Origin of the sequence: Methylocella sp. (genome assembly GCF_041905455.1) — a bacterium.
In the GTDB taxonomy this organism is placed as follows: Bacteria; Pseudomonadota; Alphaproteobacteria; order Rhizobiales; family Beijerinckiaceae; genus Methylocapsa.
This window is the reverse complement of sequence record NZ_JAYRLA010000012.1, coordinates 28,728-46,091: the sequence shown is the minus strand read 5'-3', so window position 1 is coordinate 46,091 and position 17,364 is coordinate 28,728. Positions and strand designations below refer to the sequence as shown.

The window sequence follows — 17,364 nt, the reverse complement described above, 5'->3', positions numbered from 1 at the left end:
GGTGAACGGGCCTGTTACAATAAATCGCCCGGCTTGGCCAGCCCAAACTGGCTCATGTCACTTCAGACATGAGACGTCGGCCTCGCGCATGCGCGCCTCGATCGTCGCCGCGCGGCGCGACAGAAAGCGCGAGGGCCTGCCCGGATCGCGCGCCTTCGGGTTCGGCAGGCTCGCCGCGAGCAGCGCCGCCTGCCGCGCGTCGAGCCGGTCGGCGCTTTTCCCGAAATAGCGCTGCGCCGCGGCCTGCGCGCCGAAAACCCCGTCTCCCCATTCGGCGACGTTGAGATAGAGCTCGAGCGTGCGCCGCTTGCCCCAGACGAGATCGGCGACGAGGGCCAGCGGAATCTCGATTGCCTTGCGCAGCGACGAGCGTCCGGGCCACAGCAGGAGGTTCTTGACCGTCTGCATGGAGATCGTCGAGGCGCCGCGCGAGGGCCCGTCCGCGCCCGCCGCCTTCATCACCGCGCGCAGCTCGCCCCAGTCGACGCCATGATGGCGGCAGAACTTCGCGTCCTCCGAGGCGATCACGGCGGCGGGCAGATAGGGCGAGATCCGCTCGAGCGGAACGAAAGCGCGCTCCACCGGCGCCCCCTCGAGGCGCCGCGCCAGCATCAGCGTCGAGGCCGGCGTCACGAAGCGGTAGGCGACGATCAGCGCCCCGAGCGCGAGGACGAGGGCGAGCGCCAGCATTGCGAGGATCGACGCGAATCGGGCCAAGGCGGTCCTGCGGCGGCGAGGGGCCGGCCAGCCTTGACCGATGTGCGGCGATGGGGCAAGCCGGACCGCGGCCTCCGGGCGCAAGCTGAAGCCAGACGAAGCGCAAGGGGAGCGCAAGAGCGATGACATCGACGCTGGAGAGCGGGACGCAGGCGCACGAGCATGACTTTCACGCGCGGCTGAAGGCGGTCGCGCAGGGCGTCGAGGAGACGCTCGCGTCGCTGCTGTCGCCGTCCCTCCTGCCCGGCGAGGCGGCGCGCCCGTCGCGCCTCATGGAGTCGATCCGCTATTCGAGCCTTGGCGGCGGCAAGCGGCTGCGCCCCTTCCTCGTCGTCGAGACGGCCCGCCTGTTCGGCGCCGACGGGCCGGGCGCGCTGCGCGCCGCCTGCGCGGTCGAGATGATCCATTGCTATTCGCTGGTCCATGACGACCTGCCGGCCCTCGACGACGACGATCTGCGCCGCGGCCGGGCGACGACTCACAAGGCGTTTGACGAGGCGACGGCGATCCTCGCCGGCGACGGCCTCTTGACTTACGCCTTCGACATTCTGGCCGACGCGCGGACCGATCCCGACCCGGCGGTCCGCGCCGAGCTCGTGCTCGGCCTCGCGCGGGCCGCCGGATTCGGCGGCATGATCGGCGGCCAGGTCCTCGACCTTGAGGCCGAGGCCTCGACGCGCCCGCACGAGGCCGACGCGGTGATCCTGCTGCAGAGCATGAAGACCGGGGCGCTGCTGCATTTCTCGGTGATGGCCGGGGCGATCCTCGGCCGCGCCCCGCTTCCCGCGCGCGAGGCGCTCTCGGCCTACGGGCGCGCGCTCGGGGCGGCCTTTCAGGTCGCCGACGACATCCTCGACGTCGAGGCGGACGAGGCGACGCTCGGCAAGCGCGCCGGCAAGGACGCCGGCCGCAACAAGGCGACGCTCGTCGCGGCGCTCGGGCTCGAGGCCGCGCGCGCTCGGCGCGACCGCCTGAGCGAGGAGGCGGTCGAAGCGCTCGACCGCTTTCCGCAAGGCGCCGACGCGCATGTGCTGAAGGCGGCCGCGCGCTTCGTCGCCAACCGGGCGAATTAAGCGTGGCGGGGGAGAACGCCGGGCGCCGTGCGCTCGCCGCGTTCGGCTATCCCTTCCGCACGGTGCGCGGCCATCCGCGGCTGTTCATCGGCCTCGCCACCGCGGCGCTCGCCGCCTTCGCGACCCCTGCGGCATGGGCCTGCTCGACACGGCTGCTGATCGGCTGGAATTTCGGCGCGCTGGTCTATTTCATCCTGTCGGGCGTCCTCGTCGCGACGTCGGACTGCGACAAGATGCGTCGCCGCGCCAGGACGAGCGACGAAGGACGCATCGTCATCCTGATCATCACCTGCGTCGCCGCCGTCGTCTCGATGGCGGCGATCTTCGCCCAACTCGGCGCGACGAAGGACATGAAGCTGGATCTCGTCAAGGGCCTGCATATCGCGCTCGCCGCGGCGACGATCGTGACCGCCTGGACCTTCATCCATCTGACCTTCGCGCTGCATTACGCGCATGAATTTTTCGACGATGCGGCGGCGGGCGGGGAGGCGCAGGGCGACGGACGGGGCAAGCCCCTGGACCTCGCGGGAGGGCTGAGATTCCCGGGCACGGACCTCCCGGACTATTTCGATTTCCTTTATTTCTCCTTCATCATCGGCGTCGCCTCGCAGACGGCGGACGTCGAGCTCACCAGCAGGGAGATGCGCCGCGTGTCGCTGGCGCATTCGATCATCGCCTTCTTCTTCAACAGCGCGGTGCTGGCGCTGACGATCAACATCGCGGCGGGGCTGATGAATTGACGCGTCGGGCGCGCAGAACATCTTGAACACGCCCCGTCAATTGGGCATAATTTTTCTGATTTTACGCGTCGGGCGCCTGCGCCTGGCGAGATTTTGATCAAATTATTCGAGCAGCCCGGAAGGCGCAGGCTGATCGGGGTTTTCGCCTCGCGCCGTCGGGGCCAGCTCTCCTTCGAGAGCGGGCCATGAATGAATATGCGCAAATAGCGATCTGGCTGACCTTCGTCGTCGCGCTCGGCGGCCTGCTGTGGCTCCTGTCGGCGAAGCTCTCGAGCCTCGCCCGCGCGCTCGGCGCGATGTGGGCGCCGCTCGTCGTCACCGCCGTCGCGGCTTTCGTCCTGTTGTTCAACGATCAGGGACAGGAACTCGGCGTCGGCCTGATGAACGAGCCGGGCTTTCGCCTCCTGTGGCTGTTTTTAGCCCTGATCTACTGGGCGCTCAACAACTGGCACGCCGGCCGTCTCGGGCTCGAGCGCCTGTATTCCGCCGAGGCGCTGGCGCGCGGCGTCGCGCGCGAGGACGTCATCAACGGAAGCAAATGGGCGTTCTGGGCGCCGCGGATTATCGGCGTGTGCGCCCATCTGCTTGCGGCGTTGCATCTGGCGCGGGCGGCGGCGACCCAGCCCGAATTCCTGTCGAGCCGGAGCCAGCCCTATCTCGGCTATCTTCCCTACGCGGCGCCGGCGGCGATCCTCGCCGCCACCGCTCTTCTCTGGTCGTTGGATTATCGCATCGTGTCGCGACGGAGCGCGGCGCGCCCTTACAAGAAGCTGGCCGACGTCGTCTTCCGGGCGAGCGCAGGCGTCGAATGCCTCCTCGCCGGCGTCATGGTCTACGCTCTGGTTTCAGAGCGGTTTCCCGCGGGCTTCGTTTGGGCGACCCTATGGATCGTCCTTTCCGCGGCGGCGTTTCTGCTGTTGATCAGCCATTTGCGCAAAAACCGCGCGAGCGGCGTGGACGAAACCGCCGCCCTGTGGAACTGGACGCTCGGGCTCGCCGCGCCGCTGCCGCTCGCTGTCATCGTCAGCGTTTACGCGCCGCTGGCCGCTGGCCGGGCCTTCGGTTCGCTGATCATCGGCGTCTTCGCCTTCGGCGCCTTTCTGGCGGCCGTGACCTTCTGCTCCCGCGCGGCGGAGTGGCTCGCCGCTCGCCTGAAACGGCGCTGGCCGGGCGCGACCCCGCGCGCCGTCGTCTCCTTTGCGCTGGTCGGCCTCGTCGCGCTCGCCGTGGTCACCTCGTTCATCCGGCCGTTTCATCGCGTGCGGCTGTGCGACAAGGGCGACTGCGCCGCCGCGCCCCCGCCGCTCCCGGGCGCAGCGCCGACAGGCGCCGCGACGTGGACCGCGCTCAAGGATCCGGCAAGCCGGCCGACGGTGGAGGAAGCTGCGAAGGCCTGGTACGCGCAGGCCAGCGCCGCTTATGCGCCGGCGCACCCGGGCAAGCCGGTTCCCATGCTGGTCATCGCGACCGCCGGCGGCGGCATCCGCGCCGCCGTCTGGACCGCCGCCATCCTTCAACAGCTTGAGGCGGAGCTCGAACTATCGAAGGACGCCACGGGCGGGTTGCGCAGCCTCCTGTTCGCCGTCAGCGCGGTCTCCGGCGGCAGCGTCGGCGCCGTCGCCTATCTTGCGGCGGTCGCGGCGCATGAGGCCGATCCGCAGCGTCACAAGGCGATCGCGCCCGCGAGCCAGCTGGGCCAGGATTTTCTCGCGCCGGGCCTACTGCGCTGGATTTTCGTCGACGGCCCGTCGAACGTTCTTCCCGAACTCACGCGCGACGACCGCGGCGTGGCCCTTGAAACAGGGTTCGAGGAGGCGACCGACCATATGCTCGCCAACGCCTTCCTCAGCTTTTTTCCCGACAAGGAGACGGCCGCGAGCCGCTGGCGCCCGATCCTGCTGCTGAACGCCACCCATCAGGAGACCGGGCGACGCATCATCACGAGCAACGTCAAGATCGAGCGTCAGGTGTTTCAGGACAGCTACGACGCCTTTCAGATTCTCGGCGCCGACATGCGCGCGAGCACGGCGGCGCATAACAGCGCACGCTTCACCTATGTTTCGCCGGCCGGCAATCTGATCGCCGCCGGGGGAGGCGAAAATCGCGGCTACATCATCGACGGGGGCTATTTCGAGAATTATGGCGCCGCCACCGCGCTCGAACTCTCGCGCGAGGCGGCGCGTGCGATCAACGGCGACGAGAAGCCGCCGAAAGTGCGAAGGGTCGTCCTGCTCATCAGCAGCGACCCCGGGCTCGACGCCGAACGCGCCCGGGTCAGGCTGCGCCAGGGCCAGGTCGAGGGCAAGATGAAATGCGTGTTGAGCACCGCCACGCCGGCGCGGCGCGAGGAAGCGGGCGCCGGCAATTTCCTGCCCTTCAAGGACGCTGCGAAGAACGAGAAAAACGACGGCGAGGGCTTTATCCTGTCGTCCTACAATGAGCTGACCGCGCCCCTGTTCGGCGTCATGTCGGTGCGCGAGGCGCATGGCGTGCGCGCCGCCGAGGAACTCGCCGCGGAGATTTGCGCGGAGCAGCCCGTCTCCGCCGGCGCGGCGCCGGCGAACCCGGAAAAGCTTCAAGCGACCGTGTCCGAAGCCGCCAAGACGTCGTTTGAGGAGACGCAGCCCTGGCCAGCGAGGGACGACCATTCCTTCTTCGCCCATCTCGCCATGTGCGGAGAAGAGAAGGGCGATCCGCCACCGGCGAAGCCGCCGCTCGGCTGGGTTCTGTCACGGGGGACGCGCGAGGCGATCGGCGAGTTTCTGAAAAACTGCGGCAACGAAACGGAATATTCAGCGCTCAAAACGGCGCTCGGCGTCCCGCGATAGGCGCCGCCGTCACTCCGCCGCGGTCTTCTCGACCCGCCCGAAGCGGCGCTCGATGTACTCCTCGACCAGCCGCTTGAAGTCGGCGGCGATGGTCTCGCCGCGCAGGGTCAGCGCCTTCTGGCCGTCGATGAACACCGGCGCGGCCGGCGACTCGCCGGTGCCGGGCAGCGAGATGCCGATGTCGGCGTGCTTCGACTCGCCCGGGCCGTTGACGATGCAGCCCATCACCGCGACGTTGAGGTTCTCGACGCCCGGATAGCGCGTCTTCCAGTTCGGCATCTCGTCGATGATGTGGCGCTGGATGTCGCGCGCGAGCTCCTGGAACACCGTCGAGGTCGTGCGCCCGCAGCCGGGGCAGGCGGCGACGAGCGGCACGAAGGTGCGGAACCCCATCGTCTGCAGAATCTCCTGCGCGACCTTGACCTCGAGCGAGCGGTCTCCGCCGGGCTCGGGCGTCAGCGACACGCGGATGGTGTCGCCGATCCCCTCCTGCAGCAGCACGCCGAGCGCCGCCGAGGAGGCGACGATTCCCTTCGAGCCCATGCCGGCCTCGGTGAGGCCGAGATGCAGGGCGTAGTCGCTGCGCCGCGCTATGGTGCGGTAGACGGCGACGAGCTGCTGCACCGCCGACACCTTGGCCGAGAGGATGATCCGGTCGCGGCCGAGGCCGATGTCCTCGGCGCGGGCGGCGGAGAGCAGGGCGGAGCGGACCATCGCCTCGCGCATCACCGCGTCGGCGGCGGCGGGGGACGCGCTTTTGGCGTTCTCGTCCATGAGCGAGGTCAGAAGCTCCTGGTCGAGCGAGCCCCAGTTGGCGCCGATGCGCACGCTCTTGCCGTGGCGGATCGCCATTTCGACGATCGCCGAGAACTGTCGGTCGCGCTTGTCCTTGAAGCCGACGTTGCCGGGGTTGATGCGGTATTTGTCGAGCGCTTCGGCGCAGGCGGGATGGTCGGCGAGCAGCTTGTGGCCGATGTAATGGAAGTCGCCGACGAGCGGCGCGAAGCAGTTTTTCCGCGCGAGCTTCTCGCGGATGACCGGCACGGCGGCCGCCGCCTCGTCGCGGTCCACCGTGATGCGCACGAGCTCCGAGCCGGCTCTGGCCAGCGCCAGCACCTGCGCGACGGTGGCGTCGACGTCGGCGGTGTCGGTGTTGGTCATCGACTGCACGACGACCGGCGCGCCGCCGCCGACCATGACCGCGCCCGCCCCCTCGCCGACCTTCACGCCGACCGAGCGCCGCCGCGGCGCGGCGCCCGCCGCGATCTCGCTCGCGTAGTCGAAGGGCTCATTGGTCGTCGGGTCGAATTCCAGCGTCGAGGTCATGCGGGCTGCGGTCCCGTTGATGGCGTCGCGTCGATCCTAGCCGATCGCCCGGCCACAGTGGTGGAGAAAATGGCGGACGCCGGCGTCGGGGCTTTCACGTGGCCTTCGCGCAAGCCTCGCACACTCCCGCGACCTCCATCACGAGCGTGCGCGGCGAGAAGCGCGCGTTGGCGGCGAGGGCGTCGAGGCTCGCCTTGAGGGCGGCCGAGTCGGCCTCGACCACCTCGCCGCAGCGCTCGCAGATCAGGAAGGCGACGGCCGCTTCGCGGGCGTGGCCATGGCCGCAGGCGACATAGGCGTTGCGGGTGGCGAGGCGATGGGCGAGCCCGCCCTCCACCAGAAAGTCGAGCGCGCGATACACCGAGATGGGCGCCGGCCGCTTGCCCGTCGCCTCGGCGACGCGGTCGATCAGCTCGTAGGCGCCGAGCGGCCGGCCGGCGGCGGCGAGGAGGTCGAGGACGCGCCGCCGGCTCGGCGTCAATGCGACGCCGAGCGCTGCATGCGTTCCGTGACTTGCATGGTCCGGCGGCCGGGGCCGCGGCAGGGGGTTCGTCATCGCGGCGCTCCGCGGCCCGCCGAGGCCGCCCGGAGCGAAAGCCGATCAGGCTGGATCGGCCTTCGCCTCCACTCGTTGCCCGACGCGTCCACGACGCGCCGAACGCTCTAGCCGGCCGCCGCCAGCGCTCCTTCGAGATCGGCGACGAGGTCGCCTTCGTCCTCGAGGCCGACCGAGAGGCGGAGCAGGGATTCGGAGATGCCGGCCTCCGCCCGTTGCTCGGGCGTCATGCTGGCGTGGGTCATGGTGGCGGGATGGGCGACGAGGCTCTCGACGCCGCCGAGCGACTCGGCGAGGGTGAAGACGCGCGTCGCCTCGACGAAGCGCCGCACGGCGGGGACGCCGCCGGCGATCTCGAAGCTCAGCATGGCGCCGAAGCCCGACTGCTGCCGCTTGGCGATCTCATGCGTCGCGTGGCCGGGAAGGCCGGGATAATGCACTTTCTCGACGAGCGCATGGCCAAGCAGGAATTGCGCGAGGGCGCCGGCGGTGCGCTGCTGGCGTTCTATGCGCGGAAAAAGCGTCCTTATTCCGCGCAGGGTGAGGTACGCGTCGAAGGGCGAGCCGGTGACGCCGACGATGTTGGCCCAGTCCTTGAGCTCCTGCGCGTCGGCCTCGCTCGCCGAGATCACCGCGCCGCCGACGACGTCGGAATGGCCATTGAGGAATTTCGTCGTCGAATGCACGACGAAATCCGCGCCGAGTTCGATCGGACGTTGCAGCGCCGGCGACAGGAAGGTGTTGTCGACGACGACCTTGGCGCCGCGCTCATGCGCCAGCGCGCACACGGCGGCGACGTCGACGACGCGCATCAGCGGATTGGAGGGCGTCTCGAGAAGCACCAGCTTCGGCCGCTGGTCGAGCGCTGCGGCGAGCGCCGCCTTGTCGGAGAAATCGACGAAGGCCGCCCTGAACTGCCCCTTGGCCGCGCGCGCGCGCAGGAGCCGCTGCACGCCCGAGTAGCAGTCATGCGCGGCGAGCGCGAGGTCGCCGGCGCCCAGCGTCGCGAGGGTCAGGTCGACCGCCGCCATGCCGCTCGAAAGCGTGGTCGCGCCGGCGCCGCCCTCGAGCTTGGCGAGCGTGTCGCTCAGGAGGTCGCGCGTCGGATTGCTGGTGCGCGTATATTCATAGGCGCGCGGCGCCTCGAAGCCCTTGAAGGCGTAGGTGCTCGACAGATAGATCGGCGGGGCCGCCGAAGCGAAGGCCTGGTCCGCCGCGACGCCATTCGTCGCAGCGATCGTCGAAGGGGCTCTTTTCCGGGTCATGACAGCTCCGCGCGCCGCAAGACCTTGGAGATAATGCACGGAAGGGGCGGCGTGCAAGCGCGTCGCTTTGTCTTGCGGGCGGAAGCGTCCTAAAAGGCCTCGTCGCCACAGCCATCGACCATCGGCCGCCGACCGCGGCCAGCCGGGACAGCCATTCATGACGCGAACGCCAGCCCTCCTCGCCGTCCTGTTCGCCGCGTTGTGCGTCGTCCCGACCGCGGACGCCGCGGCGCAGGGCGCCGCGCCCGCGCAGAAGCCGCAGCAGAAGAGCGCCGCGCCCAAGCCCTTCACGCCGATGGACCCGCTCGTCGCGATCCAGAAAGCCAACGACTATTTCAACTCGGCGACGACGATGATCGGCGATTTCGTGCAGATCGGGCCGGACGGCAGGCGATCGGAAGGCAAGATCTTCGTGCAGCGTCCGGGCAAGCTGCGCTTCGAGTACGCGCCGCCGGCGACTCTCGAGATCGTCGCGGACGGGCTTTCGGTCGCTATCCACGACCGCAAGACGGCGACCAAGGACGTCTATTTCATCAGCCAGACGCCGTTGAAATTCCTCCTGAAGGACAAGGTGGACCTGCAGCGCGACGTCAAGGTGGTGGACGTCCAGAGCGACCCGAACTCGGTCGCGATCCAGGTCGAGGACACGGCGACCTTCGGCGGCACGTCGGAGATCAAGTTGATCTTCGACGCCGCCAAGTTCCAGCTCAAGCAATGGCGGGTGACCGACCCGCAAGGTTACGAAACGGTAATCTCTTTGTTCAACGTCGATCTGAACAAGAAACCCGACCCGAACATCTTTCAGCTGATGCAGGAAAGATTGCCGAACACAAATAATTGAGTCGAGCCGCAGGCCTTGATTTGCGCGCGGGCCCGATTATCTTCGTCTCATGTGAGCGATATGGCCGTCCGGGCGTATCCCCCCGCTTCGCCCGGCGGCTCCGCCGGTTCCCCCTCCCGGCGAACTCGCTCCTAGGGCGTCTGGCGCAAGCCGGGCGCCCTTTTCATTTCGGGAGCGCGTCCGGCGCAAGCGCGCGCGGCGGGCTCCGGACGGGCGCGAAACGTCTTGCGGCGCGGGCGCGGCCGTGGTCAATCCGCGCCATGCCTCTTTCAACCGCCGCTCTTTCAATCGCCACCTGGAACATCAACTCCGTCCGCCTGCGCATCGACCTCGTCGCGCGCTTTCTCGGCGAGCGCCGGCCCGACGTCCTGTGCCTGCAGGAGACCAAGTGCCGCGACGCCGAATTTCCGCTCTCGGCCTTCCACAAGCTCGGCTATCCGCATGTCGAGATCAGCGGCCAGAAGGGCTATCACGGCGTCGCAATCGCCTCCCGCCTGCCGCTCTTCGACGTCGACAAGCGCAGCTTCTGCGACAAGGAGGATTGCCGGCATCTGGCCGCGAGCCTTCTCCCCGACGGCGCGGCGCGCCCGCTGCGGCTGCATAATTTCTACGTTCCGGCGGGCGGCGACGAGCCCGATCCGCTGATCAACCCCAAGTTCGCCCACAAGCTCGCCTTTCTCGACGAGATGGCGGCGTGGATGAAGGAGAGCGCGGTCGCCGCCGAAGACGCGATGCTGGTCGGCGACCTCAACGTCGCCCCGCTCGAGCAGGACGTTTGGAGCCACAAGGCGCTTCTGCGGGTGGTCAGCCATACGCCGATCGAGGTCGAGAAATTCGGCGTGATGCAGGAGGCGGGGCCCTGGGTCGACGCGATGCGCCGCTTCGTTCCCGAGCATGAGAAGCTCTACACTTGGTGGAGCTACCGCGCGCGCGAATGGGAGGCTTCGGACAGGGGCCGGCGGCTCGACCATGTGCTGGTCAGCGACAGTCTCGCGCCGCGCCTTCGCGGCGTCAGCGTGGAGAAGGGCGCGCGGAGCTGGGACCGTCCCTCCGACCACGCGCCGGTGATCGTCACGCTCGACGTCTGAGTCAGCCCTGAGTTCCGGCGGGGCGCGACCAGATCCGCTCGAGCTCGGCGATGAAGCCGTCGAGGCGGCTCGCCAGCGCCTGGCGCAGCCTTTCGGCGCTTTCGGGATACTCGCTGAGCACGCGGCGGAACATCGGCTGGGTGATGCGCAGCACGCTCGAGGGCTCGCGCGCGATCGCGGTCGCCGGGCGCGTCGTCGTCGTCAGCAGGGCGATCTCGCCGATCAGCGCCGGCGGTCGCAGGATGCGCGAGGCCGCGCCGTCTCCGGCCGAATCGAGCGCGATCGAGCCCGAAAGGATCAGGAAGCCGCAGGTCGAGGGCTCGTCGCGCCGGAACAGCACGTCGCCGGCGCGCAGCGGCCGCGTCTCGGCGGAAAAGGCGAGCAGGCGCAGCGCGTCGGCCGACAGCGGCGCGAAGACCGGATTGCGGGCGAGCTTGGCGACGTCGTCGTCGAGCGCCATGCGGCGTCCTTGGCGGGCTGGTCAGTTGAAGCTCAGGGAATCAGCTTGTAGCCGCCCGCTTCGGTGATGAGAAGCTGCGCCTTGGCCGGATCTTTCTCGATCTTCTGCCGCAGCCTGTAGATATGCGTCTCCAGCGTATGGGTGGTGACGTTGGAGTTGTAGCCCCAGACCTCGCGCAGCAGCACGTCGCGCACGACGACGTTGCGGCCGGCGCGATAGAGATAGCGCAGGATCGCCGTCTCCTTTTCCGTGAGGCGGAGCTTCTCGCCCTTCTCGGTGACGAGGAGCTTGGCGCCCGGCTGGAACGTGTACGGGCCGATGCGGAACAGCGCCTCCTCGTTCGTCTCGTGCTGGCGCAGATGCGCGCGCATGCGGGCGAGCAGCACGGAGAAGCGGAACGGCTTGGTGACGTAGTCGTTCGCGCCGGCGTCGAGGCCCTGCACGGTGTCCGATTCCGAATCATGCCCGGTGAGCATGATGATCGGGTTCTTGTAGCCCTCCTCGCGCATCTTCTTGACCGCCTCGCGCCCGTCCATGTCGGGCAGGCCCACGTCCATGATGACGAGGTCGGGCGTCTCGGAGCGCGAAGCCGTCAGCGCCTCCTGCGCCGAATCGGCGTGAACCGCCGAGAACTCCTCATGCAGCGACAATTGCTCGGCGAGCGCGGCGCGCAGGTCCGGGTCATCGTCGGCGATCAGGATCTTCATCACTTGCGCCATAGGGCGTGTCCCTCTTTCACGAGCGCCGTCCGCTGCTTGAGACGGAGCCGCGCTCGTCATCGTTTCGTGATGATATGGGACCTTGAGGCTTGAGCGCCAGAGGCCGCAGGTTGCGCGAGGCCGCCGCCGGGCGTCCAGGGCGGGATTCACAAGCGTGGAACGGGATTTATGAACTTCCGGCCATCTTGCGTCGCGGCGGGCGCAAAACCGGGCCGGCGCGCCGAAAGCGTCGCGCCCGCATGGGCTTACGCACTCATGCGCGGGCCGCGCGCGCCGTCCGGGCGCGCGTCGCGCCGGAAACGGACACCCCGCGGAGCCGGCGAGATGAAATTTTCTCCATTCTTCTCCGCGCGTTAAGGAGACGACTTTACGCCTCTTGAAGGGAGCGGCGCGTCTTCGCCGCAGGAAACTTCATCATCCATGCGCTCTTCGCCAACATGTCGAAAATTCGCCGCGCCGAAGCGCAAATTCGGCGCGCCTTCGGCGCCCGCCGCGCTTTCGCGGCTCGTGGCGACCACGGCGGCGCGTCCGTCGCCCGGCGCGCCGCCGCGCGGCCTTCTGCGCGCGGGCGCTCTGACGCTGCCTTGCGCGCTCGGGGCGGGAGGCGTGCGCCGCGCCAAGCGGGAAGGGGACGGCGCCTCGCCGGCGGGAAGCTGGCGTCTCCTGTCCGGCTATTTCCGCGCCGACCGTCTCGCGCGCGTTCCAACGCCCCTGCCGATGCGCGCGACCGGCGCGCGCGACGGCTGGTGCGACGATCCTTCGAGCGCGCTCTACAATCGGCCGGTCAGCCTCCCCTTCGCCGGCTCGCGCGAGGAGATGCGGCGCGACGACGGGCTCTACGACCTCGTCGTCGCGCTCGATTACAATATGGCGCCGCGCCGCAAGGGGCGGGGCAGCGCCATCTTCCTTCATTGCGCGCGCGAGGGATTTTCTCCGACGCGCGGCTGCGTCGCGCTGCGGCGCGAGGATCTGCGCCGCCTGCTGCCCCGCCTTTCGCCGCGCACGACGCTCGTCATCCTGTAGGCGTCGGAGCGCGGCGCGTCAGGGCGCGCATGTCCCCGGGCCTGTTCGGCGCGGCCGGTCTAATCAGCCGCAGCCTTTTCAAACAGAGGCGCCATGCGCTTGGCGGCCTGCGACATCAGCTTCGCCTGCTTCGCCGCCTCGAGATTGGCCGGCGCGTCGCCGACCTTGATGAGGCCGACCATGCCCATGCCGAAATGCGGCAGGCAGCGGAAGCCGTACACGCCCGGAGTCTTGAACTCGACCTTGACCTCCTGCGAAAGCTCGCCCTTGAACGGCGCGGCGCCGTCAGGGAGCATGCCCGGAATCGTCTCGACGTCATGTCCCTTGTCGGTGGGCACGAAGCGCACGGCGTCGCCGGGCTGGATGTGCAGGAACGCCGGCTCGAACGCCATGACCTGGCCGTCCGAGCTCTTGTTCTTCATGGCGACCTCAAATTCCGCCGCATGGGCCGAGCAGGCGAGCAGAAGCGCGGCCGCCGAAATCGCCGGCGCGGAAAGTTTTTTCATCATCGATCTCCGGATTTTTGACAGCCTGATCTTGCGACTGGCTTTAAACGCAGAAATTTGTTGCAACGCCGCAAAGAAGATGCGGAATCCAGCATATCCGGAATTTGCATACTTGCACTTCGATGTAAATCGGATTCATTTCTATTGAATTATTTCAAATCTTATATAGCGCGTCCGATCTTTTCTGGATTTTTTCTATTTCCCATTGATCCGCCGCGCGGGCGCCGTTTGCGTCTCGCCAAGTCTACGGCTTCGCCCGCTCGCCGAACAGCGCGCTCCCAACGCGCACATGGGTCGCCCCGAGCTGGATGGCGAGGGCGAAATCGGAGCTCATGCCCATCGAGAGCTGCGTCAGCCCGTTGCGCGCGGCGATCTTGTTCAAAAGCGCGAAATGGGGCGAGGCCTGCTCGTCGACGGGGGGAATGCACATGAGCCCGACGACCTCCAGGCCGTATCCGTCGCGGCAGCGGCGCAGGAAATCGTCGGCCTCCTCGGCGAGCACGCCGGCTTTCTGCGGCTCCGCGCCGGTGTTCACCTGCACATAGAATTTCGGCGCGCGGCCGAGCTTCTCGCATTCCTGCGCGAGGGCCTTGGCGATCTTGTCGCGGTCCACCGTCTCGATCACGTCGAAGAAGCCCGCCGCCTCGGCCGCCTTGTTCGACTGCAGCGGCCCGATCAGCCGCAGCTCGACGTCGGGGAAGTCGCGCCGCAGCGCCGGCCATTTCTCCATCGCCTCCTGCACGCGGTTCTCGCCGAAGACGCGCTCGCCCGCCTCGAGGACGGGCCTTATCCCGTCGGCGTGGACCGTCTTCGACACGCAGGTCAGCGTGACGGACGAGGGCGCGCGGCCGGCGTCGCGGGCCGCGCGGGCGATCTCCTCGCGCACGACGGCGAGCCGTTCGAGGAGGCCTTGCGAATCTGTCGCCATCGGTTGCAAAGCGTCGGCCTTTCGTTCACATGGGAGGCGTCCGCCGGGGGCGCCGCGGCCCGCGCGCCGCAGGCCTTCTTTAATTCCGCGCCTTCATCAATTAAAGGCGCGACGGCCCGGCCTCAACGGCCTGCTTCAAGGACGGCTCTGAAACATATGGACTTCGAGCGCTACAACGCCCGCGAAACGGAGCCCAGGTGGCGCGAGATCTGGGAAAGCCAGGCGATCTTCGCCGCGCGGAACGACGATCCGCGGCCAAAATATTACGTGCTCGAGATGTTCCCCTATCCGTCGGGACGCATCCACATGGGCCACGTGCGCAACTACGCGATGGGCGACGTCGTCGCCCGCTACAAGCGCGCGAAGGGCTTCGCCGTGCTGCATCCGATGGGCTGGGACGCCTTCGGCATGCCGGCCGAGAACGCGGCGATGCAGAACGGCAGCCATCCCGCCGACTGGACCTACGCCAATATCGCGTCGATGCGGGCGCAGCTCAAGTCCATGGGGCTGTCGCTCGACTGGTCGCGCGAGATCGCGACCTGCGATCCGGCCTATTATAAGCACCAGCAGAAGATGTTCCTCGACTTTCTCAGCGTCGGCCTCGTCGACCGCAAGAAGTCGAAGGTCAACTGGGACCCCGTCGACCACACCGTGCTCGCCAACGAGCAGGTGATCGACGGGCGCGGCTGGCGCTCGGGCGCGCTCGTCGAGCAGCGCGAGCTGACGCAGTGGTTCTTCAGGATCGCCGACTACGCGCAGGAGCTGCTCGACGCCCTTGCCGGCCTGACCCGCTGGCCGGAGAAGGTGCGCCTCATGCAGGCGAACTGGATCGGCCGCTCGGAGGGCCTGCTGCTGCGCTTCGAGCTCGCGGGCGGGAAGGGCGACGTCGAGGTCTACACCACGCGTCCCGACACGCTGTTCGGGGCGAAGTTCATCGCGCTCGCGCCTGACCACCCGCTCGCCGCCCGCGCCGCCGCGGACGATCCGGCGCTCGCGGCGTTCATCGCCGAGTGCCGCCGGCGCGGAACCTCGGCCGCGGCGATCGAGACCGGCGAGAAGAAGGGCTATGACACGGGGCTGCGGGTCCGCCACCCCTTCGACGAGACCTGGCTGCTGCCGGTCTACGTCGCCAATTTCGTGCTGATGGACTACGGGACCGGCGCGATCTTCGGCTGTCCCGCGCACGACCAGCGCGACCTCGACTTCTCCAACGCCTATGGCCTTGGCGCGACGCCGGTGATCCTGCCGCCGGGCGCCGATCCGGCGAGCTTCGCCGTGACGAGCGAAGCCTATGACGGGGAGGGGACGGTCTATCATTCGCGCTTCCTCGACGGCCTCGGCGTCGAGGCGGCCAAAGAGGAAGTGGCCAAGCGGCTCGAGGCGCGCAGCCTCGACGGAAGGCCGCAGGCCAAACGACAGGTCAATTTCCGCCTGCGCGACTGGGGCGTGTCGCGCCAGCGCTACTGGGGCTGCCCGATCCCGGTCATTCACTGCGCAAGCTGCGGCGCGGTTCCGGTTCCCGCCGCCGATCTGCCCGTCGAGCTGCCGCGCGACGTCGCCTTCGACGCGCCGGGCAATCCGCTCGACCGCCATCCGACGTGGAAATATGTGAAGTGCCCCTCCTGCGGCGGCGCGGCGACGCGCGAGACCGACACGATGGACACGTTCGTCGATTCGTCCTGGTACTTCGCGCGCTTCGTCGATCCCTGGCTCGAGGGCGCGCCGACCGATCCGGCGGACGTGACGAAATGGCTGCCGGTCGACCAGTACATCGGCGGGATCGAGCACGCCATCCTGCATCTTCTCTACGCGCGCTTCTTCACCCGCGCCATGCAGGCGACCGGCCACGCCGGCGACCTGAAGGAGCCTTTCGCCGGGCTCTTCACGCAGGGCATGGTGGTCCACGAGACCTATCGCGACAAGAGCGGCGGCTGGCTCTTTCCGGCCGACGTGCGCGTCGAGTCCGGCCCGAGCGGGCGGCGCGCCACCCTGGCCGGCAGCGGCGAGGAGGTCTCGATCGGCCCGATCGAGAAGATGTCGAAGTCGAAGCGCAACACCGTCGATCCCGACGAGATCATCGGGACCTACGGTGCCGACACGGCGCGCTGGTTCGTGCTCTCCGATTCGCCGCCCGAGCGCGACGTGATCTGGACGGAGGAGGGCGTGCAGGGCGCGGCCAAGTTCGTGCAGCGCCTGTGGCGGCTCGTCGGCGAGCTGAAGCGGCTCGCGCCCGAGCCCGGCGCGCAAGCGGAACGCGCGCCGCAGGAGTTCGGCCCGCAGGCGCTCGAAATCCGCAGGGCCGCCCATCGCGCCCTGATCCGCGTCGAGGAGGACCTCGAGCGGCTGCGCTTCAACCGCGCCGTGGCGCAGGTCCACGACCTCGCCAACAAGCTCTCGGCCGCCGTCGGCGCGATCGAGACGCCGGACGTTCCCGCCGACCTGCGCTTCGCCTTCGGCGAAGCGGCGCAGATCCTCGTCCTCGCCTTCGCGCCGATGATGCCGCATCTGGCTGAAGAATGCTGGGCCGCGCTCGGCCGCGAAGGGCTGGTCGCGCAGATGCCGTGGCCGAAGGCCGAGGCGGCGCTGGCGCAGGAGGACGTGATCGAGCTGCCCGTGCAGGTCAACGGCAAGAAGCGCGGCGAGCTCCTCATCGGGCGCGCCGCGGAGCGCGAGGCGATCGAGGCGGCGGCGCTGGCGCTGGAGCCGGTGCGCCGCGCCCTCGAAGGGCGCGAGGTCAAGAAGGTCATCATCGTTCCGCAGAGGATCGTGAATGTCGTCGCCTAGCCGCACCGCCTCCCGACTTCTCGTCTCCGCCGCGCTTTCGCTCGCGCTCGCCGGCTGCCTGCAGCCGCTCTATGGTCCTAGCGTCGCGGGCGGCGGCGTCGCCGAGAAGCTGGCGGAGATCAAGATCATGCCGATCGGCGACCGCGTCGGCCATTACCTCGAGAACGAGCTGCGCTTCGCCTTCAACGGCAGCGGCGAGCCGAAGTCGCCGCGCTACACGCTCTACATCGGCTTGCGGCAGGGCAATCAGTCGCCGCTGGTCGACACGGTGACGGGCTATCCCAGCTCGGCGACGCAGGTGGTCGGCGCCGACTACACGCTGATCGCGGCCGGCGAGACCGAGCCGGTCGCCAAGGGGACCGTCAACGCGCAGTCGAGCTACGACCGCTTCTCGCAGCGCTACGCCAATGTGCGCGCCGCCCGCGACGCCGACATCCGCAACGCCCGACTGCTCGCCGAGCAGATCAAGACCAACATCGCCGCCGCCTTCGCGCAGAAGGGGTGAGCGAA

Annotated in this window: 16 protein-coding genes; 8 read left to right on the top strand and 8 right to left on the bottom strand. The window is 68.6% G+C overall.

Going from position 1 to position 17,364, the window contains the following annotated elements; all coding sequences use genetic code 11:
- Positions 1–57: 57 nt before the first annotated feature.
- Positions 58–717 carry a monofunctional biosynthetic peptidoglycan transglycosylase gene (mtgA, locus tag ACE3OG_RS11340; RefSeq protein ID WP_374308665.1) on the bottom strand — a complete coding sequence of 220 codons (660 nt, stop codon included), beginning with the start codon at positions 715–717 and terminating at the stop codon, positions 58–60.
- 122 nt (positions 718–839) lie between these two features.
- Between mtgA and ACE3OG_RS11335 the strand changes: the two genes are divergently transcribed.
- The 3 genes from ACE3OG_RS11335 (at position 840) to ACE3OG_RS11325 (ending at position 5,358) form a co-directional block, all read left to right on the top strand.
- Positions 840–1,790 (top strand): polyprenyl synthetase family protein, encoded by a 951-nt coding sequence (locus tag ACE3OG_RS11335; protein ID WP_374308663.1) that lies wholly within the window; start codon positions 840–842, stop codon positions 1,788–1,790.
- Between the two features lie 2 nt (positions 1,791–1,792).
- Positions 1,793–2,530, top strand: coding sequence for a DUF1345 domain-containing protein (locus ACE3OG_RS11330; RefSeq protein ID WP_374308661.1), 738 nt, complete (start codon positions 1,793–1,795; stop codon positions 2,528–2,530).
- Between the two features lie 185 nt (positions 2,531–2,715).
- Positions 2,716–5,358, top strand: coding sequence for a hypothetical protein (locus tag ACE3OG_RS11325; protein ID WP_374308658.1), 2,643 nt, complete (start codon positions 2,716–2,718; stop codon positions 5,356–5,358).
- A 9-nt stretch (positions 5,359–5,367) separates the two neighbouring features.
- Here the strand turns inward: ACE3OG_RS11325 and ispG are convergent, their stop codons facing one another.
- The 3 genes from ispG to metB form a co-directional block, all read right to left on the bottom strand.
- On the bottom strand, positions 5,368–6,684 hold the full coding sequence (gene ispG, locus ACE3OG_RS11320; RefSeq protein WP_374308656.1) for a flavodoxin-dependent (E)-4-hydroxy-3-methylbut-2-enyl-diphosphate synthase: 1,317 nt from the start codon (positions 6,682–6,684) through the stop codon (positions 5,368–5,370).
- Between the two features lie 94 nt (positions 6,685–6,778).
- Positions 6,779–7,240, bottom strand: a complete 462-nt coding sequence (locus ACE3OG_RS11315) for a Fur family transcriptional regulator (RefSeq protein ID WP_374308654.1) — start codon at positions 7,238–7,240, stop codon at positions 6,779–6,781.
- A 107-nt stretch (positions 7,241–7,347) separates the two neighbouring features.
- Positions 7,348–8,505 (bottom strand): cystathionine gamma-synthase, encoded by a 1,158-nt coding sequence (gene metB, locus ACE3OG_RS11310; protein ID WP_374308652.1) that lies wholly within the window; start codon positions 8,503–8,505, stop codon positions 7,348–7,350.
- Positions 8,506–8,662: 157 nt separating this feature from the next.
- On the opposite strand from metB, the gene ACE3OG_RS11305 reads away from it, so the two are divergent.
- Both ACE3OG_RS11305 and xth read left to right on the top strand, forming a co-directional pair.
- Complete coding sequence (locus tag ACE3OG_RS11305; RefSeq protein WP_374308650.1) at positions 8,663–9,346, top strand: outer membrane lipoprotein carrier protein LolA; 684 nt, start codon at positions 8,663–8,665, stop codon at positions 9,344–9,346.
- A 260-nt stretch (positions 9,347–9,606) separates the two neighbouring features.
- On the top strand, positions 9,607–10,434 hold the full coding sequence (gene xth, locus ACE3OG_RS11300) for an exodeoxyribonuclease III (RefSeq protein WP_374308649.1): 828 nt from the start codon (positions 9,607–9,609) through the stop codon (positions 10,432–10,434).
- A 1-nt stretch (position 10,435) separates the two neighbouring features.
- Here xth and ACE3OG_RS11295 read toward each other — a convergent pair whose 3' ends face one another.
- Together ACE3OG_RS11295 and ACE3OG_RS11290 are read right to left on the bottom strand one after the other, a co-directional pair.
- A complete protein-coding gene (locus ACE3OG_RS11295; protein ID WP_374308647.1) occupies positions 10,436–10,894 on the bottom strand; it encodes a cyclic nucleotide-binding domain-containing protein in 459 nt (152 codons plus the stop codon).
- A gap of 32 nt (positions 10,895–10,926) precedes the next feature.
- Positions 10,927–11,613: a response regulator transcription factor gene (locus tag ACE3OG_RS11290; RefSeq protein WP_374308645.1), complete on the bottom strand. Its 687-nt coding sequence runs from the start codon at positions 11,611–11,613 to the stop codon at positions 10,927–10,929.
- Between the two features lie 420 nt (positions 11,614–12,033).
- Between ACE3OG_RS11290 and ACE3OG_RS11285 the strand changes: the two genes are divergently transcribed.
- Entirely contained in the window at positions 12,034–12,636 is a 603-nt protein-coding gene (locus tag ACE3OG_RS11285) for a L,D-transpeptidase (RefSeq protein WP_374308643.1), read from the top strand.
- 59 nt (positions 12,637–12,695) lie between these two features.
- On the opposite strand, the gene ACE3OG_RS11280 is transcribed toward ACE3OG_RS11285, so the two are convergent.
- Positions 12,696–13,142, bottom strand: a complete 447-nt coding sequence (locus ACE3OG_RS11280) for a pseudoazurin (protein ID WP_374308641.1) — start codon at positions 13,140–13,142, stop codon at positions 12,696–12,698.
- Between the two features lie 244 nt (positions 13,143–13,386).
- The gene (locus tag ACE3OG_RS11275) at positions 13,387–14,070 is read right to left on the bottom strand and encodes a YggS family pyridoxal phosphate-dependent enzyme (protein WP_374308640.1); all 684 of its coding nucleotides are present in this window, start codon (positions 14,068–14,070) and stop codon (positions 13,387–13,389) included.
- A 156-nt stretch (positions 14,071–14,226) separates the two neighbouring features.
- Between ACE3OG_RS11275 and leuS the strand changes: the two genes are divergently transcribed.
- Together leuS and ACE3OG_RS11265 are read left to right on the top strand one after the other, a co-directional pair.
- Positions 14,227–16,854, top strand: coding sequence for a leucine--tRNA ligase (gene leuS, locus ACE3OG_RS11270; RefSeq protein ID WP_374308638.1), 2,628 nt, complete (start codon positions 14,227–14,229; stop codon positions 16,852–16,854).
- Complete coding sequence (locus tag ACE3OG_RS11265; protein ID WP_374308636.1) at positions 16,841–17,359, top strand: hypothetical protein; 519 nt, start codon at positions 16,841–16,843, stop codon at positions 17,357–17,359. The genes leuS and ACE3OG_RS11265 overlap by 14 nt, the downstream gene beginning before the upstream one ends.
- The last annotated feature ends 5 nt before the right edge of the window (positions 17,360–17,364 follow it).

Coding starts and splice junctions, on each gene's coding strand:
- ACE3OG_RS11335 (WP_374308663.1), top strand. CDS start 840: ATGACATCGACGCTGGAGAGCGGGACGCAGGCGCACGAGCATGACTTT.
- ACE3OG_RS11325 (WP_374308658.1), top strand. CDS start 2,716: ATGAATGAATATGCGCAAATAGCGATCTGGCTGACCTTCGTCGTCGCG.
- ispG (WP_374308656.1), bottom strand. CDS start 6,684: ATGACCTCGACGCTGGAATTCGACCCGACGACCAATGAGCCCTTCGAC.
- ACE3OG_RS11315 (WP_374308654.1), bottom strand. CDS start 7,240: ATGACGAACCCCCTGCCGCGGCCCCGGCCGCCGGACCATGCAAGTCAC.
- metB (WP_374308652.1), bottom strand. CDS start 8,505: ATGACCCGGAAAAGAGCCCCTTCGACGATCGCTGCGACGAATGGCGTC.
- ACE3OG_RS11305 (WP_374308650.1), top strand. CDS start 8,663: ATGACGCGAACGCCAGCCCTCCTCGCCGTCCTGTTCGCCGCGTTGTGC.
- xth (WP_374308649.1), top strand. CDS start 9,607: ATGCCTCTTTCAACCGCCGCTCTTTCAATCGCCACCTGGAACATCAAC.
- ACE3OG_RS11295 (WP_374308647.1), bottom strand. CDS start 10,894: ATGGCGCTCGACGACGACGTCGCCAAGCTCGCCCGCAATCCGGTCTTC.
- ACE3OG_RS11290 (WP_374308645.1), bottom strand. CDS start 11,613: ATGGCGCAAGTGATGAAGATCCTGATCGCCGACGATGACCCGGACCTG.
- ACE3OG_RS11285 (WP_374308643.1), top strand. CDS start 12,034: ATGCGCTCTTCGCCAACATGTCGAAAATTCGCCGCGCCGAAGCGCAAA.
- ACE3OG_RS11280 (WP_374308641.1), bottom strand. CDS start 13,142: ATGAAAAAACTTTCCGCGCCGGCGATTTCGGCGGCCGCGCTTCTGCTC.
- ACE3OG_RS11275 (WP_374308640.1), bottom strand. CDS start 14,070: ATGGCGACAGATTCGCAAGGCCTCCTCGAACGGCTCGCCGTCGTGCGC.
- leuS (WP_374308638.1), top strand. CDS start 14,227: ATGGACTTCGAGCGCTACAACGCCCGCGAAACGGAGCCCAGGTGGCGC.
- ACE3OG_RS11265 (WP_374308636.1), top strand. CDS start 16,841: ATGTCGTCGCCTAGCCGCACCGCCTCCCGACTTCTCGTCTCCGCCGCG.